Source organism: Flavobacterium hiemivividum (assembly GCF_004349145.1).
Classification (GTDB): Bacteria; Bacteroidota; Bacteroidia; order Flavobacteriales; family Flavobacteriaceae; genus Flavobacterium; species Flavobacterium hiemivividum.
This window is the reverse complement of sequence record NZ_SMFO01000001.1, coordinates 256,525-273,581: the sequence shown is the minus strand read 5'-3', so window position 1 is coordinate 273,581 and position 17,057 is coordinate 256,525. Positions and strand designations below refer to the sequence as shown.

Here is a 17,057-nt window from a genome sequence, read left to right as displayed (position 1 = left end):
AAAAGGTAGCTACAACTTCTAGCTGCAAAAAACTTTTTTAAAACATAAAAATTATACCATGAATAAACAAGTAACAATGCTTTTGTTGTTTTTGTTCTGCGCTTTTAATTCCTACTCTCAGGATACCTTGCAGGAAATTAAAGTTAACACAAACAGTAAAGCCTTAAAAAAATCATATACTCTAACATCAAACACAACTACACTTACAAGCAAGGAATTGCTTAAAGCTGCTTGTTGTAATCTTGCCGAAAGTTTTGAAACTAATCCATCTATTGACGTTAGTTTTTCAGATGCTTTAACGGGGACCAAGCAAATAAAAATGCTAGGTTTAACAAGTCCCTATTTGATGATCACCGAGGAAAATATTCCATCAGTGCGCGGAGCTTCTCAAGCGTATGGCTTGTCTTTTACTCCCGGTACTTGGGTGGAAAGCATTCAAATTACCAAAGGCGCAGGATCTGTCGTGAATGGTTTCGAAAGTATTTCAGGACAAATCAATACAGAGCTAATTAAACCAATAGATGATATTCCTTTTTTCTTGAATGTGTATGGATCGACTGATTCTAGGTTTGAGTTAAACACTCATTTCAATAGGAAGCTATCTGATAAATGGAGCAGTAGTCTTTTTGTTCACGGAAATACTAGAGTCTCAAAAAACGACATGAATGATGATGGTTTTCTGGATAATCCATTGGCCAAACAAATCAACGTCTTGAATCGCTGGCAATATACTGATGCCGAAAAAGGGTGGGTGAGTTTTGTCAACTTGCGCTACATGAATGACAAAAAGCAAACTGGGGAATTAGAATTTGATCCTAACAGAGATAGGGGAACTACTAATTACTGGGGTTCAGAAATCAATACTGAGCGTGTCGATGTTTCGACTAAGTTAGGTTATGTTTTTCCGGAAATGCCGTATCAAAGTATTGGATTTCAAAACGCATTTAATAGTCATGGCCAAGATTCTTATTTTGGTTTAAACCAATATAATATCAAGCAGAAAAGCTATTATTCAAATTTGATTTTCAATTCGATAATCAGTAATACCATGAATAAATTTGCTACGGGTTTGAATTTTACCTACGATGCTTATGATGAATATGTAGGTGTTACGGATTTTAGTAGAATTGATAATTCGATTGGTGCTTTTTTCGAATATACCTATGATAACACTGATAATTTTAGTTTGGTTTTAGGAGGAAGGGTTGATAATCACAATCGCTTGGGAACTTTTATTACACCAAGATTACATGCGAGATACAATCCATGGGAGAAAGGAGTTTTGCGATTTTCAGCAGGAAGAGGGAAGCGAAGTGCTAACATTTTTGCCGAAAATCAACAGCTTTTTGCAAGCTCAAGAACATTTGATGTTTTAAATACGGATGGAAAGATATATGGACTAAATCCAGAAATTGCTTGGAATTATGGTTTGAGTTTTATGCAAGGTTTCTACTTGTTTAATCAAAGCGGAGATATAGGGTTTGATTTTTATAGAACTGATTTTAAAAACCAAGTTGTGGTAGATTTATTCCAAGGTCCTCAGCAGGTTTTGTTTTATAATTTGAATGGTAAATCGATTGCTAATAGTTTGCAAGTTGAGTTTAATTATGAATTAGCCAAACATCTAAATCTGAGAACGGCTTATAAATACTATGATATTCAAACAGATTATTTATCTGGAACTTTTCAAAGACCGATGCAAGCGAAACATCGTTTCTTTGGTAATTTAGCTTTTGAAACACATATCTTAGAAAAAGGGCAGCAATGGAAATTTGATTATACTTTAAATTGGCTTGGAAAACAGCAGTTGCCATCAACTCAAGGTAATCCAGTAGAAGATAGGCAGCCGGATTTTTCTCCCTCTTTCACTGTGATGAATGCTCAGGTTACCAGAACTTTTTCTTCTACTTTTGAAGTATATGTAGGAGGGGAAAATATTGGAAATTACAAACAAGAAAAAGCTATTTTAGGCGCTTCGAATCCTTTTGGAACTACTTTTGATACGTCAATTGTGTATGCGCCTGTTTTTGGTCAAATGTATTACGCAGGATTGCGTTTTAAAATTAAATAAACTATTAAATAAAAATTGAAATGAAAAAAATAATTGTAGTTATTGCTCTAGTGTTTATAGGATTTAGCTCTCAAGCACAGGAGAAAAAGAATAAAAACGCTAAATATGCAGTTGCTGTCAATGGTAATTGTGAGATGTGCAAAAAACGAATCGAGAAAGCTGCCTATGGAACTTCTGGAGTAAAGTCGGCAGTTTGGAATATTGATACTCATGTATTAAACTTGATTGTAAATGAGCAAAAAACTTCACTTTTAAATGTTGAGAAAGAAGTTGCAAAAGTAGGACATGATACTAAAGGGGTCAAAGCGACTCAAGAGCAGTATGAGAGTCTTCATGGTTGTTGTATGTATGAAAGAAAATAGTTTTAGAATCCAAGGTTTTTAGCCTTGGATTTTTTTTGTAATTTATAGTTAATAAAACTTTAAAATGTTCTAATATATTGCGGTTAAAATAATTTATAACTACTTTCACGGACAAAATAATTTAAGCAACAAACCCCGAATAATGAATAGTTTTGATTGGAAAAATTTAATAGATCCACTTTTTTATATCCATTTTGATGTTAATGGAATAAAGTTAGGTATATACATCGTGTTGTTTATCGTGTTTGCTGAAACCGGTCTGTTTGCGGGTTTCTTTTTGCCGGGGGATAGCTTGCTTTTTCTTGCAGGGATTTATAATAGAGAGTTGATAGAGAACATATTATTTATAGATAGCGATTTTATGAATGTTATGTTGTTGTCTTCTTTAGTCGCTTTGGCGGGTATTTTGGGTAATATGATAGGTTACTGGTTTGGGTCTAAAAGCGGTTATTATTTGTATAATAAACAAGATACATTCTGGTTCAAGAAAAAATATCTAGTTCAGTCCAAAGATTTTTTTGAAAGACATGGCGGAAGAGCCATTATTTTCGCAAGATTCTTGCCTATATTTAGAACTTTTGCACCTATAGTTGCAGGGATTGTATCAATGGAAAAAAAGAAATTTATGTTTTATAACATTGTAAGTTCCTTACTATGGTCTTTTACATTGATTTTTGCAGGTCATTACCTTTATGGTTTCTTGCTAAATACGTATCAAATAGATTTGAAAAATCATATTGAATTAATAATTATCGGTTTAGTAGTGTTAACACTTTCACCAGTGATTCTTAAATTTGCTAAAAAAACAAAAGTAACTGAAGAGTAAAAAGTAAGATTGAAAATGAACTAAGAGTTTATTTTTTGATTTTTATATATTGTAAATCCGTCCCGTTAATCAACTTGGCGGATTTTTTTTATAAACAATTTTGATGAGTTGTATATTATACGATACTCGATTAATTATTAGTATTCTCTTTGTGTCTCCTTTTCTGACATTAATTAAGCTGCGATCTAGTGGTTAACGTCATTCTTAACTGAAGTAATATTTTCTTATTCTCAACGAGGTTTTATTGAGATTAAAATTTAAAGAGATTAACAGAGTACTGTAAATAGAAAATCCGTCTCATTATTAAACGAGACGGACTTTTTTATAAAATAAGTTTGATATTACATCATTCCCGGCATACCTCCACCCATTGGGTTTCCTCCACCGTTTTCTTCTTTAATATCGATCAAAGCGCATTCAGTTGTTAATATCATTCCCGCAACAGATGCTGCATTTTCTAATGCTACACGAGTTACTTTTTTAGGATCGATAATACCAGCTTTTAGCATATCAACATACTCATCCGTTTTAGCATTGTATCCAAAATCACCTGTTCCTTCAGCTACTTTTGCAACAACAACTGAACCTTCAAGACCTGCATTTTCTACAATAGTTCTTAATGGAGCTTGAACAGCACGAGATACAATTTGTATTCCAGTAGCTTCATCAGCATTATCAGGAGTAATGCTACTAAGTGCGTTTTTAGCTCTTAATAATGCAACACCACCACCAGCAACGATACCTTCTTCTACAGCAGCACGAGTTGCGTGTAGTGCATCGTCAACTCTGTCTTTTTTCTCTTTCATTTCTACTTCAGAAGCAGCACCAACATAAAGAACAGCAACTCCACCAGCTAACTTAGCCAAACGTTCTTGCAATTTTTCTTTGTCATAATCAGAAGTTGTAGCTTCCATTTGACCTTTAATTTGGTTTACACGATTTTTAATCATGTCAGCTTCACCAGCACCACTTACTATTGTAGTGTTGTCTTTATCGATAGTTACTTTCTTAGCAGTACCTAACATTTCGATTGTTGTGTTTTCAAGAGTATATCCTCTTTCTTCAGAAATAACAGTTCCACCAGTTAAGATAGCGATATCTTCTAGCATTGCTTTTCTTCTGTCTCCAAAACCAGGTGCTTTTACAGCAGCGATTTTTAAAGCTCCACGTAATTTATTTACAACCAATGTAGATAATGCTTCACCATCAACATCTTCAGCAATAATTAATAATGGTTTTCCAGATTGAGCAACTGGTTCTAAAACTGGTAATAATTCTTTTAGAGAAGAAACTTTTTTGTCATATAACAAGATATAAGGATTCTCTAATTCCACTTCCATTTTTTCAGAATTGGTAACAAAATACGGAGAAAGGTATCCTCTGTCAAATTGCATTCCTTCAACAACATCTACATAAGTATCTGTTCCTTTTGCTTCTTCAACAGTGATTACACCTTCTTTTCCAACTTTTGCGAAAGCAGTAGCGATTAACTCACCAATTACTTCGTCGTTATTTGCAGAGATTGATGCGATTTGCTTGATTTTTTCAGAATCACTTCCTACTACTTTAGCTTGTTTCGCTAAGTCAGCAACAATAGCTTCTACTGCTTTATCGATACCACGTTTCAAATCCATTGGATTTGCTCCTGCAGCAACGTTTTTTAATCCTTCTTTTACAATTGCTTGTGCTAAAACAGTTGCAGTTGTAGTTCCATCTCCAGCCAAATCATTGGTTTTTGATGCTACTTCTTTTACCATTTGAGCTCCCATGTTTTCTAACGGGTCTTTCAATTCAATTTCTTTAGCTACAGTAACACCATCTTTAGTTACCGTTGGTCCACCAAATGATTTTCCAATGATTACATTACGACCTTTTGGTCCAAGAGTAACTTTTACCGCATTTGCTAATGCATCAACACCACGTTTTAATCCGTCACGTGCTTCAATATCAAACTTTATATCTTTTGCCATTTTTTAAGCTTTTAGCTTTTGGCTTTTGGCTTTTGGAAGAAATTTCTATCTTCGAAAGCGAAAGCCAAAATATATTTATAATTAATTTTAATTTTGTTGCTAGCTAATAGCTAAAAGCTAATAGCCCAAGGCATTTTTTAGATAATCGCAAGAATATCGTCTTCTCTCATTATCAAATAATCTTTTCCTTCTAATTTCAATTCAGTACCAGCATATTTTCCGTAAAGAACGCTATCTCCAACTTTTACAGTCATCGTATGTTCTTTTGTACCATTACCAACTGCAACTACAGTTCCTTTTTGTGGTTTCTCTTTAGCAGTATCTGGAATAAAAATCCCTGACGCAGTTTTTGTTTCAGCAGCCACTGGTTCGATTAGAACGCGATCAGAAAGTGGTTTAATGTTTAAAGCCATGATTTTATTTTTTAATTTTATTAGTGTGTATTGAAAGTCAGAAATTATGCCATCCTTGTTGAACTGACATATTTTCTTATAAAAAATGCCAGCTTTGACAGGCTGGCATTTTTTAAAATATATGTGATGAATTATTTAGTAGCTGGTGCTTCTTGTACTGGTGTAACAGGTGCAACTGGAGCAGTAGTTCCTGTGTTTTCAATAATTTTAGAATCTGAGTCACTTAATGTTCCAGTGAAACTTAAACTTGATAATAATATTAAAGCGATTAGTATTGTACCTAATGTCCAAGTACTTTTGTCTAAAAAGTCAGTTGTTTTTTGAACTCCACCTAACATTTGAGAACCTCCTAAAGTAGATGATAATCCTCCTCCTTTAGGGTTTTGAACCATTATTACTACAATCAATAGAAAACAAACTATTGTTATTAAAACTAAAAAAATTGAAAATGTACTCATTGTTTAATTATTATTTTGTTGTAAAATCTTAATATCCGTTATACGGTCTGCAAAGAAACTACTTTTTTCTGGATATTTCAAAATTAATATTTCATAAGCTTGTATGGCTTTTTGATATTTTTTTTGTTCTAAATATACTCTGGCCAAAGTTTCAGTCATTAATGAAGAATGATCTTCTTGATTTATATCAATTTTTACCGTAGAGGGAGTACCATGTTTAACTGGGGAGATCTTCGGGCTAGTTTCAATAAATTTATCTATTAATGCGGCTTTTTTCTTTTGGTATTCGTTTTGTGGCTTGGAAATGCTGTCTATTTCGTTCTCTCTGTCGATAGGCTGAGTTCTGGATAATTGTAGCCATTCTTGAAAGGAGTGTTTTTCATTTTTCGAAAAATCTAAAGGAGTTCCAATGTTTAGCTTCTCTTCTGTTTCCGTTATATTTTCATTCGGTTCAACTGGAGTGGCTACTTTGATTGAACTAAGAATTGATTGCTCGACCGTATTTTTTTTAGGTTCTATTTTCTCTTGAGTAGTAATTATTTCGCTGTCAATTACATCAATATCAAGAAGCTCAAGTGCTTTTTTATCATATAACCTTTTTTGAATAGCAACAAAACCATCCGAAGTTATGAAATCAAAAAGTACAGTTCTGTCCGTTGTGTGTGCAGCTGTAACTTTTAATGCAAAATTATACTTAAAACTATTTTGGTTGTAAAGTCCTTTTAATCGCAAAGCTCTCGCACTTTGAAAAAAAGGAAATTCATCCAATACTTTTTCTAAAGCTAAAGTTTGTTGCTCAGAAATAGTATTAGGCTTGTTAATTAAGGTCGTATAAGTAGTTGCGTTCATTTTTTGATTGCAGATTTCAGATTTTTTAAATCAAATCGCGAAGTGGAGTTTACCACTTTGCAAGTGATTCATTAAATATGTCTTGTGTGATTCTTTCAAAAATTTCTTCTAAGGCGCTATTTAAAGTAGATCCGGCAAGTTGTTGGGTAGCTGGAAAATCATAGTAGAATTCAAACGATTTTTCGAAATCATCGGCTTCTTTATTTCTATTAGTAAATCGAACGTTTACTCTTATTTTTAAACGGTTTTGGGAAGCTTGCTGGTCAGCGGTTGCCGTCATAGGGCTTATTCTATAATCGGTAATTTCTCCTTCATAAGTCAAATCGCCTCCACTTTTCACTAAATTTAGATTCGTTTGATTTTGGATAATGTCTTGCAAGGCAAGTGTAAATGTCCTGTCAATTCCCGGTTCGATCAATTCTGCATTGTTTTGGAAAAAGTTAACCTGAAATGTTTTTGCATCGATTTTTCCAGTTCCCGTAAAGTTATATACAGAACAGCTGTTGATCATAAATACTGTAAGTACTAATAGAAGACAATATATTTTTTTCATAAAGTAGTAAATTCCATTTTTTATAAGCCGAATTCCAATTTCTGTTTTCAAATGTACAATAATTGTATTTTGAAATTATTTTTTCTTTTTAAAGGTCAAATTGTTTAATCTTTCGATATAAAGTTCTTTCCGAAATCCCCAACTCATCCGCTGCTGCTTTTCGTTTTCCTTTGTTTTTTTCTAATGATTTCTTAATCATTTCTATCTCTTTTTGTTCTAATCTTAGGATTTCTTCTTCCTCTTCGACAGTTTCGGCAAATAGATAATTATCTTCATTCTCTTGATACGTTCCTTCATTACTTTGGGTGGTAATCAGTGCTGTCCTTGGTTCTTCTTCAAAGTCGATTTCGCTATCGTTTTCTTTAGAACCATATATTTTTGTGATCAGGTTTTTATTGGTCTCCTGAACTTTTGAACTGCCATTTTCCATTAACTCTAACGTAAGTTTTTTTAGATCATGTAAATCACTTTTCATGTCAAAAAGGACTTTGTACAAAATTTCACGTTCGTTACTAAAGTCGCTCTCGCTTTTTTTATTTTTTATTACAGAAGGTAAATTGCTGCCTTCCACAGGTAAATAAGAGTGTAAAATGGGAGCAGTAATATCGCGATTGGTTTCTAAAACAGAAATTTGTTCAGCTACATTTCGCAGCTGACGAATGTTTCCGCTCCAGCGAAATTTTTGCAAAACCTGCACTGCGCCTTCATCCAGTTTTAATGGCGGCATCTTGTATTTGAAAGCAAAATCAGCAGCAAATTTTCTAAATAATAAATGAATATCATCTTTTCTGTCTCGCAATGGCGGTAGTAGAATATCCACGGTGCTTAAACGATAATACAAGTCTTCTCTAAATTTCCCTTTTTCGATAGCATCAAATAAATTGACATTAGTCGCTGCTACAATTCTCACATCAGTTTTTTGAACTTGGGAAGAACCTACTTTTATAAATTCTCCATTTTCAAGTACACGAAGTAATCGCACCTGAGTGGTTAGTGGTAATTCACCAACTTCGTCCAAAAAGATCGTTCCACCATCAGCTACTTCAAAATAACCTTCACGTGTTGCTGTTGCTCCTGTAAATGCTCCTTTTTCATGTCCAAAAAGCTCACTGTCAATCGTTCCTTCAGGTATAGCACCACAGTTTACGGCAATGTACTTTCCATGTTTTCTATGCGAAAGGGAATGTATTATTTTTGGAATACTTTCCTTCCCAACACCACTTTCACCCACGACCAATACTGAAATATCAGTAGGAGCAACCTGAATGGCTTTTTCTATCGCACGATTAAGCTTCGGGTCATTACCGATAATTTCAAATCGTTGTTTTATAGCTTGAACTGTATCCATTGTTTTATTGTCTTTTTTGCCACTAATTTCACGAATTGTCACGAATTTCTTGTGGTAGAATAATTGTCACGAATTTTAAATTAGAGTACTAATCTTTTTTGTTGTAATGATTTTAAACTAAAATTGGCAATAATACCAATTCCACTTTTTGTAATTGACATATAATTTAAGGTTTGAGCAATGTTTTCATCAATGATCATTTTAGTTGCTTTTATCTCTAGAATTATTTCTCCATAAACGACAAAGTCTGCATAAAATCGTTTTGATAATTGATGTTCTTTGTATTCTATGATAAATTCTTTTTCTCTTTCAAATGGAATATTATTACTTCTAAATTCAATTTCTAAAGCTTCCTTGTAAACAGCTTCTAAAAGACCACAACCTAAAATGCGATGCACTTCCATACAAAGGCCTATGATTTTATAATACTCATTGTATTAGTACAATTCCATATTTAATTCTTAGAAAATATTTTAATTGAAATTATAATAATTCGTGTTAATTCGTGAAATTCGTGGCAACTTTTTTTAAAATTAATTCATTTCACTAAAACCTACAGCTTCTCCTTTTAAAGTTCCACTAGTACAGCTTATGATTTTTACATTTACAAAATCACCAATTTTATAATTCTCCTTTGGGAAAACTACAGTAATGCTTTGTGAGTTCCTTCCAGAAAATTCTTCTGTAGATTTTTTCGAAACTTTCTCTACTAAAACTTCTACCGTTTGTCCGATAAATTCTTCAGAGCGCAACCAAGCGTGCTTTTGCTGCAAGTCTACAATTTCTTGTAATCTTCGTACCTTCGTCTCTTCGGGAACATCATCTTCCATTTTTCTTCCAGCCAAAGTTCCTGGTCTTTCAGAGTAGGAATACATATAGCCAAAGTTGTATTTTACATACTCCATCAAACTCAAAGTATCTTGGTGATCTTCTTCTGTTTCCGTTGGGAAACCAGTAATCATATCTTGGGAAATAGATCCGTTTGGAATAATAGTTCTAATTTTATCAATCAATGTCATGTATTCTTCACGACTATGCAAGCGATTCATTTCCTTCAAGATTCTGTTGCTTCCTGATTGAACTGGTAAATGAATGTGTTTACATATATTTGGATGTTTTGCAATTACGTGCAATACACTTTCGTGCATATCTTGTGGATTAGAAGTCGAAAATCGGATTCTCATCTTTGGAAAACTAACAGCCACCATTTCTAATAATTGGTCAAAATCTACAGCAGTTGCTTTTTGCATTTCAGAAGCGGTTGCGAAATCTTTTTTCAATCCGCCGCCGTACCAAAGGTAACTGTCGACATTTTGTCCAAGAAGTGTGATTTCTTTGAACCCTTTATTCCATAAATCCTGAATTTCGGACATTATACTTTGTGGTTCACGGCTGCGTTCGCGTCCGCGTGTAAAAGGTACTACACAAAACGTGCACATATTGTCACAACCACGCGTAATAGAAACCAAAGCGGTTATTCCGTTACTCATTAGTCGAACTGGCGAAATATCACCGTAAGTTTCGTCTTTCGATAAAATCACATTGATGGCGTCGCGTCCTTCTTCTACTTCTGCTAATAAATTAGGTAAATCTTTATAGGCATCAGGACCTACAACTAGATCCACAATTTTTTCTTCTTCCAGAAATTGACTTTTCAATCGTTCTGCCATGCAGCCCAAAACCCCGACTTTCATTTTCGGGTTAATGCGCTTCACAGCATTATATTTTTCTAAACGCTTTCTTATTGTTTGTTCTGCTTTATCACGAATGGAACAGGTATTTACCAAAACCAAATCAGCTTCTTCTAGAACTTGAGTGGTATTGTATCCGTTTCCAGACAATATGGAAGCTACTATTTCACTGTCCGAAAAATTCATCGCACAGCCATAGCTTTCTATAAAGAGTTTTTTAGTATTCTCAGATTTGTTTTCTAACACAAGGCTTTCACCTTGTTTGCTTTCTTCAATTATCTTTTCCATCTTATTTTTTCAGGGCACAAAGATAAGGTAATTGCAATAGATATGACAAGATGTCAGATGAAGATTTAACAATGTTTTTGGTTTTTATTTATAATGTGGGTTCGAATATAAGTGTGAAGTTATTGGGCTGGACTGAATCTTCGATGACCTACTTTCGCTCTAGTATTTTCTCTTCCGAAAATATTCATAAAAGTCTGATAGATCTTAAAATTAAATTGTGTAAATAAATGTTAAAATTATGTAATGTTTTGTTAAAATATAAATCTTAAATTTGAATTATAACTAAAGTGTATTATTTAATTTAAACAAATTTTGACATGAAACAGTTTTTAAAAATCATCGGGGATTCAAAAAATTATTTAGCGATCGGCGCACTTTTCTTTTTTCAAAATGCGCTATGGGCACAGGACGAAAAAAAAGTGGATGTAAACTTAACTGTTGGTGAGGCAGGAAGTGATTGGTATGCTGAACCATGGGTTATGGTGGTGGGAGCCGCTGTATTTATAATAATAATCGTTGCATTACTAAGGGGTAAAGGCGGGAAATAAAAGATATAGCTTTTTAGATAAATACAGGTATGAACGAGTCTCCTTAATAGACGTTTTCATACCTGTTTGTTTTTTTATCTTGATGGCGAGTAGTAATATTAAACGGAAATTTCAGTAGCTTCTTTTATTAATTGTTATGGTATTTGATATTCAGCTAAAAGAAATCCATTGGCTATTTTTTTAAAGTCTGCCATTTGGTTTTGCTCCCAAGTTTCATCATAATCTAATTCTAAGGCTAATAAATCACATACTTTTTCAGCAGATTCAATAGCAGCTCGAGCATCTAAAAATAATAATCGAACTCGCCTTGCTAAAACATCGTCTATTGTTCTGGCCATCTCATTACGAATAGCCCAGGCTACCTCTGCCATGGTATAGTCAAAGTTTGGATGTAATTTTTCTCTTAATTCGGGTTGTTTGTCTTGCAACGCTATTATTTCAGCTAGGTTCGTCCCATAAATGTATAAATGATCTTGCCGATCTATTTCTGAGGTTATTTTGTTTCCGTGAATCGCAATATCTTTCGTTTTACACTCTTTTTTCGGTAATTGATGTACGATTATTGTTTTGTCAACAGTGTCCTGCGCCATTTCTCTGTAGGTAGTCCATTTTCCTCCAGTTATTGTTATTAGTCCAGTTTTGGAGACGATGACCTTATGACTTCTGGAAATTTCTTTAGTACTTTCACCTTCTTTCTCAGGTGCTGCAAGCGGTCTTAGTCCAGCAAAAATTGACAATACCTGAGAACGATCAGGTTTTCTAGTTAAGTATTTTTGAGCGTTCTCTATGATAAATGCTATTTCTGTTTCTAAAGCAATTGGTTCAAAACTTGATTTTTTTACTTCGGTATCGGTTGTTCCAATAATTATTTTTCCGTGCCAAGGCAGTACAAAAAGTACTCTTCCATCAGTCGTTTTCGGAATCATCAAAGCGTGATCACTTTGTAAAAATGATTTGTCAAAAACTAAATGAATTCCTTGACTTGGAACAATGAATTTTTTATAGTTGGCCGCATCCATTTTCATAATTGAATTGGTAAAAACCCCAGTTGCGTTGATTACCGCCTTGCCATAAATCTTATGTTTCTCGCCAGATTCTTGATCTTCAATCTCAATACCGATTATTTTGTGGTTGTCATCTTTAATTAGGTCAACGACTTTCATGTAATTTAAAACGCAGGCGCCATTTTTCACTGCGGTTTGTGCTAAATTTATTGCCATTCGGGCGTCGTCAAACTGTCCGTCATGATAAATAACACCTCCTTTTAATCCTTTTTGTAGTACTGTAGGGAGAAACTCAATTGTTTTTTTCTTCGAAATGCATTTCGATTTTCCAAAACTTAGACTGCCTGCCATCAAATCATATAGCTTTAGGCCAAAGCTGTACATAAAGCCACTCCAGTAATTGTAAATTGGTATAACAAAAGACTGGTTCGAAACTAAATGCCCAGCATTTCGAGCCATTATTTCTCTTTCTTTTAAGGCTTTCCTTACCAAAGAGATATTTCCTTGTTCTAAATAGCGGACTCCGCCATGAACTAATTTGGTACTTCGGCTTGAGGTGCCTTTTGCAAAATCCATCGCTTCTAACAAAACCGTCTTGTAGCCCCTGCTTGCTGCATCGACTGCAGTACCTAAACCGCTGGAACCACCACCTATTATAAGGACATCCCAACTTTCGGTTTGTTGGAGTTTTTCCAATTGTTCTGATCGTTTCATTTCTAAGTTTTAACCACGCTATTTTGGTTAACGAAGTAAACGTAATGAAATAAATTGAGACAAAAAAGCACTTGTACTCCTTCATTATATGTAGGTGTTTGTACATTTAATTATTTTAAAAATGGCTGCATAATCTCTATATTTAAAAAAAATAGATACTTTTGTTGCAGAAAAATAGAGCAATGGCAAAGAATTTAGTAATAGTGGAGTCCCCTGCAAAGGCGAAAACAATCGAGAAATTTTTAGGTAGTGATTTTCAGGTGGAGTCAAGTTATGGGCATATTGCCGACTTGCCTTCCAAAGAAATTGGGGTTGATGTAGAGAATGGTTTTAAACCTAAATATGAAGTTTCATCTGATAAGAAAGCCTTAGTAACCAAGTTGAAAGGATTAGCTAAGAAAGCCGAAATGGTTTGGTTAGCAAGTGATGAGGATCGCGAGGGTGAGGCTATTTCTTGGCATCTTGCCGAAGAATTAAAATTAGATAAAGCAAAAACAAAACGAATTGTATTTCACGAAATTACCAAAACTGCAATTCTAAAAGCAATTGACAATCCACGAGAAATTGATTATAATTTAGTAAACGCACAACAGGCGCGTCGCGTTTTAGACCGTTTAGTGGGTTATGAATTGTCTCCTGTTTTATGGAGAAAAATTAAGGGCGGACTTTCAGCCGGTCGTGTGCAATCTGTTTCGGTGCGTTTAATTGTGGAGCGCGAGAGAGATATTCAAAACTTTAATGCAGTAGCCAGTTATTCGATTGTCGCTGAGTTTACCAATGAGTCTGGAAAATCATTTAAAGCCAAACTTCCTAAGAATTTCAATACTAAAAAAGAAGCCGAAGATTTTTTAAATAAAAATATAGGTTCTACTTATAAAGTTTCTGATTTAGAAACAAAACCAACAAAAAAGTCACCTACAGGACCTTTTACTACTTCGACTTTACAACAAGAAGCAGCAAGGAAATTGTATTTACCTGTGGGGATTACAATGCAATTAGCGCAACGTTTATATGAGGCCGGACTTATCACTTATATGAGAACGGATAGTGTGAATCTTTCTAAGGACGCTATGGATGCTGCTCAAGCTGAAATCATTAAATCTTATGGAAAGGAATTTTCTTTTCCTCGAACTTTCACTAACAAAAGTAAAGGGGCACAGGAGGCGCATGAGGCGATTCGTCCTACAGATATGTCGCGTCATACCGTAAATATCGATAGAGATCAAGCGCGTTTATATGATTTGATCTGGAAAAGAACTTTGGCTTCACAAATGAGTGATGCAAAGCTGGAAAGAACAAACGTAAAAATTGAAGCTAATAATCATAAAGAGGTTTTTACAGCTTCTGGTGAGGTTTTACTTTTTGAAGGTTTCTTGAAAGTGTACTTAGAAGGTCATGACGACGACGAGGAAGAGCAAGAAGGAATGTTGCCTGCGATGAAAGTTAATGAAAAATTGCAGAACAATTACATTACCGCAACAGAGCGTTATTCAAGAGCTCCGGCTCGTTATACTGAGGCTTCTTTGGTAAAGAAACTGGAAGAATTAGGAATTGGTCGTCCATCTACTTATGCTCCTACTATTTCGACAATTATCAACAGAAATTATGTTGAGAAAGGAAATCTTGACGGTCAAGAGCGCAATTACACGCAGCTTACATTGCAGTCTAATAAAGTAGGGGAGAAATTACTTAAAGAAAATACAGGTTCTGATAAAGGAAAATTAGTTCCAACAGATATAGGGACCATCGTTACTGATTTCTTGGTTAAGAATTTTGGGAATATCTTAGATTATAATTTTACTGCCAAAGTAGAACAGGATTTCGATGAAATTGCCGAAGGAAATATCGTTTGGACAAAAATGATGCAGGAATTCTACGATCAATTTCATCCAACAGTGAAAGATGTAGAAGCTAATGCTGAAAGAGAAAGCGGAGAGCGAATTCTAGGAAAAGATCCAGTGAGCGGAAAACAAGTCTCTGTTCGTTTAGGGAAATTTGGTCCTATGGCGCAAATTGGAGAAGCAGATGATGAAGAGAAAAAATTCGCCAGTTTATTAACGGAGCAAAATATTGGAAACATCACTTTAGAAGAAGCTTTAAACTTGTTTTTACTTCCTAAAAATCTAGGACAATATAAAGACGAAGAAGTTGAGGTGAGTAATGGTCGTTATGGTCCTTACATTCGTCATGGCGCTGCTTTTGTTTCGTTGCCGAAAGGGGAGAATCCATTAGATGTAGATTTTGATAGAGCTAAGGAATTAATTGACGAGAAAGCAATTGCTGATGCGCCGATTGCTCAATATAAGGGTGAAGGTGTTCAAAAAGGTGTTGGTCGTTTTGGTCCTTTTATCAAATGGAATGGTTTGTTTATTAATGTGAGTAAGAAATACGATTATGATAATTTATCACAATTAGATATTGAAGCATTGATAGAAGATAAGTTACAGAAAAACATAGATAAGGTTTTACATAACTGGGAAGAGGAAGGAATTCTTGTCGAAAAAGCACGCTGGGGACGCTCTGTTATTACAAAAGGAAAGATCAAAATTGAACTTCCTAAAGAAGTTGATGCGACAAAACTGACATTGGCAGAAGTGCAAGAAATGATAGTCAAAAAGACACCTGCTAAAAAAGTGGCTGCCAAAAAAGCGCCAGCTAAGAAAGCAGCAGTTAAAAAACCAGCGGCGAAAAAACCTGTAGCAAAAAAGAAATAAAATGGAATTCGATTTTTTAAAGCCTATCGATACTGAAATTCTTGAATTAGTTCAAGGACTGACTTCTCAGCAATTGGGAAGTAAAATTGTATTTCATACTAAAGACCAGTTTCCAGATTTAAACAAGATTAATATCGCTGTAATTGGAGTTCTCGATAATCGCGGAAGTGGAAGAGAAAATGAAACAGTAGATTTATATCCAATTCGTAAAGAATTATACACGATGTTTCCTGGGAATTGGGATGCCTCAATCGCCGACTTAGGAGATATTTTGCCAGGGGATTCTATAGAGGATACTTATTTTGCTTTGCGAAAAGTAGTTTCTAATTTAATTAAGAAAAAAATTATACCTTTAGTTATCGGTGGCTCTCAAGATTTAACTTTTGCACTTTACCGTGCATTTGACGAGCTGGAGCAAATGGTAAATTTAGTTTCAATTGATAGCAAGTTCGATTTTGGTAAAGAAAATGATGAGGTATCCGCCTCTTCTTACTTGACTAAAATAATAATAGACGAGCCAAATAATCTGTTTAACTATTGTAATATCGGATATCAGACTTATTATAATTCACAAGAAGAGATTGATTTAATCGAAAAGTTGTTTTTTGACGGCTATCGCTTAGGAGAGATTTCTAATAACATTGCCTTAGCGGAGCCTGTCTTTCGAGATGCAGACGTCGTAAGTCTTGATTTAAATTCGGTGAAATCATCAGATTCGGGTAATTTTAGTCCGTTTGCTCCTAATGGTTTTAACGGAAAAGAAATATGCTCTTTGTCACGATACGCTGGAATTAGTGATAAAGTATCTATTTTTGGTATCTTTAACCATAATAATTCAGCTCAAGAAGCTGTTTTGATTGCGCAGATAATTTGGTATTTTATAGAAGGATTTCATTATCGATCGAATGAATATCCTTTTGGAAGTCGGGAAAATTATATAAAATATAGTGTACCTCTGGAAGAAGAAACGCTTGTTTTTCATAAAAGTGATAAAACGGACAGATGGTGGATCGAGATACCATTTATTTCAAATGGAAGTAATAAATTAAAAAGAAATACGTTATTACCTTGTTCTTATGATGAATATCTAGGCGCATGCAATCAAGAATTACCAGAGAGATGGTGGAAGGCACAACGTAAAAACAGCATTTAAAACCACTGTTTTTTATACAACTAAATTAATTTTCAAAAAAACAATCTTTGGTTTAAAAATATTGTTTTTTTGAAAATTAATAAATAGGTTTACAA

Annotated in this window: 15 protein-coding genes; 6 read left to right on the top strand and 9 right to left on the bottom strand. The window is 34.3% G+C overall.

What is annotated here, in order from left to right:
• Positions 1–58: 58 nt before the first annotated feature.
• The 3 genes from E0F98_RS01190 to E0F98_RS01180 all read left to right on the top strand — a co-directional run bounded on the left by E0F98_RS01190 (position 59) and on the right by E0F98_RS01180 (position 3,259).
• Entirely contained in the window at positions 59–2,071 is a 2,013-nt protein-coding gene (locus E0F98_RS01190) for a TonB-dependent receptor plug domain-containing protein (RefSeq protein ID WP_132108404.1), read from the top strand.
• A gap of 20 nt (positions 2,072–2,091) precedes the next feature.
• Entirely contained in the window at positions 2,092–2,433 is a 342-nt protein-coding gene (locus tag E0F98_RS01185; protein WP_132108402.1) for a heavy-metal-associated domain-containing protein, read from the top strand.
• 142 nt (positions 2,434–2,575) lie between these two features.
• Positions 2,576–3,259, top strand: a complete 684-nt coding sequence (locus E0F98_RS01180) for a DedA family protein (RefSeq protein WP_132108400.1) — start codon at positions 2,576–2,578, stop codon at positions 3,257–3,259.
• 341 nt (positions 3,260–3,600) lie between these two features.
• Here E0F98_RS01180 and groL read toward each other — a convergent pair whose 3' ends face one another.
• From groL to miaB, 8 genes are all read right to left on the bottom strand, one after another.
• Positions 3,601–5,229 (bottom strand): chaperonin GroEL, encoded by a 1,629-nt coding sequence (gene groL, locus E0F98_RS01175; protein ID WP_132108398.1) that lies wholly within the window; start codon positions 5,227–5,229, stop codon positions 3,601–3,603.
• A gap of 137 nt (positions 5,230–5,366) precedes the next feature.
• Positions 5,367–5,642 carry a co-chaperone GroES gene (locus E0F98_RS01170; protein ID WP_074721502.1) on the bottom strand — a complete coding sequence of 92 codons (276 nt, stop codon included), beginning with the start codon at positions 5,640–5,642 and terminating at the stop codon, positions 5,367–5,369.
• A gap of 131 nt (positions 5,643–5,773) precedes the next feature.
• The gene (gene secG / locus E0F98_RS01165; protein WP_132108396.1) at positions 5,774–6,100 is read right to left on the bottom strand and encodes a preprotein translocase subunit SecG; all 327 of its coding nucleotides are present in this window, start codon (positions 6,098–6,100) and stop codon (positions 5,774–5,776) included.
• A 3-nt stretch (positions 6,101–6,103) separates the two neighbouring features.
• Positions 6,104–6,949 (bottom strand): tetratricopeptide repeat protein, encoded by an 846-nt coding sequence (locus E0F98_RS01160; protein WP_132108394.1) that lies wholly within the window; start codon positions 6,947–6,949, stop codon positions 6,104–6,106.
• Between the two features lie 49 nt (positions 6,950–6,998).
• On the bottom strand, positions 6,999–7,502 hold the full coding sequence (locus E0F98_RS01155) for an LptE family protein (protein ID WP_132108392.1): 504 nt from the start codon (positions 7,500–7,502) through the stop codon (positions 6,999–7,001).
• A gap of 88 nt (positions 7,503–7,590) precedes the next feature.
• Positions 7,591–8,850 (bottom strand): sigma-54 interaction domain-containing protein, encoded by a 1,260-nt coding sequence (locus E0F98_RS01150; RefSeq protein ID WP_132108390.1) that lies wholly within the window; start codon positions 8,848–8,850, stop codon positions 7,591–7,593.
• A gap of 80 nt (positions 8,851–8,930) precedes the next feature.
• A complete protein-coding gene (locus tag E0F98_RS01145) occupies positions 8,931–9,269 on the bottom strand; it encodes a GxxExxY protein (RefSeq protein ID WP_262708990.1) in 339 nt (112 codons plus the stop codon).
• A 114-nt stretch (positions 9,270–9,383) separates the two neighbouring features.
• The gene (gene miaB / locus E0F98_RS01140; RefSeq protein ID WP_132108388.1) at positions 9,384–10,829 is read right to left on the bottom strand and encodes a tRNA (N6-isopentenyl adenosine(37)-C2)-methylthiotransferase MiaB; all 1,446 of its coding nucleotides are present in this window, start codon (positions 10,827–10,829) and stop codon (positions 9,384–9,386) included.
• A 317-nt stretch (positions 10,830–11,146) separates the two neighbouring features.
• Between miaB and E0F98_RS01135 the strand changes: the two genes are divergently transcribed.
• Positions 11,147–11,377 carry a hypothetical protein gene (locus E0F98_RS01135; protein WP_132108386.1) on the top strand — a complete coding sequence of 77 codons (231 nt, stop codon included), beginning with the start codon at positions 11,147–11,149 and terminating at the stop codon, positions 11,375–11,377.
• A 134-nt stretch (positions 11,378–11,511) separates the two neighbouring features.
• Here E0F98_RS01135 and E0F98_RS01130 read toward each other — a convergent pair whose 3' ends face one another.
• The gene (locus tag E0F98_RS01130; protein ID WP_132108384.1) at positions 11,512–13,095 is read right to left on the bottom strand and encodes a glycerol-3-phosphate dehydrogenase/oxidase; all 1,584 of its coding nucleotides are present in this window, start codon (positions 13,093–13,095) and stop codon (positions 11,512–11,514) included.
• 182 nt (positions 13,096–13,277) lie between these two features.
• On the opposite strand from E0F98_RS01130, the gene topA reads away from it, so the two are divergent.
• Both topA and E0F98_RS01120 read left to right on the top strand, forming a co-directional pair.
• Positions 13,278–15,809 (top strand): type I DNA topoisomerase, encoded by a 2,532-nt coding sequence (gene topA / locus E0F98_RS01125; protein ID WP_132108382.1) that lies wholly within the window; start codon positions 13,278–13,280, stop codon positions 15,807–15,809.
• Position 15,810: 1 nt separating this feature from the next.
• Positions 15,811–16,962: a formimidoylglutamase gene (locus tag E0F98_RS01120; protein ID WP_132108380.1), complete on the top strand. Its 1,152-nt coding sequence runs from the start codon at positions 15,811–15,813 to the stop codon at positions 16,960–16,962.
• Positions 16,963–17,057: the final 95 nt, after the last annotated feature.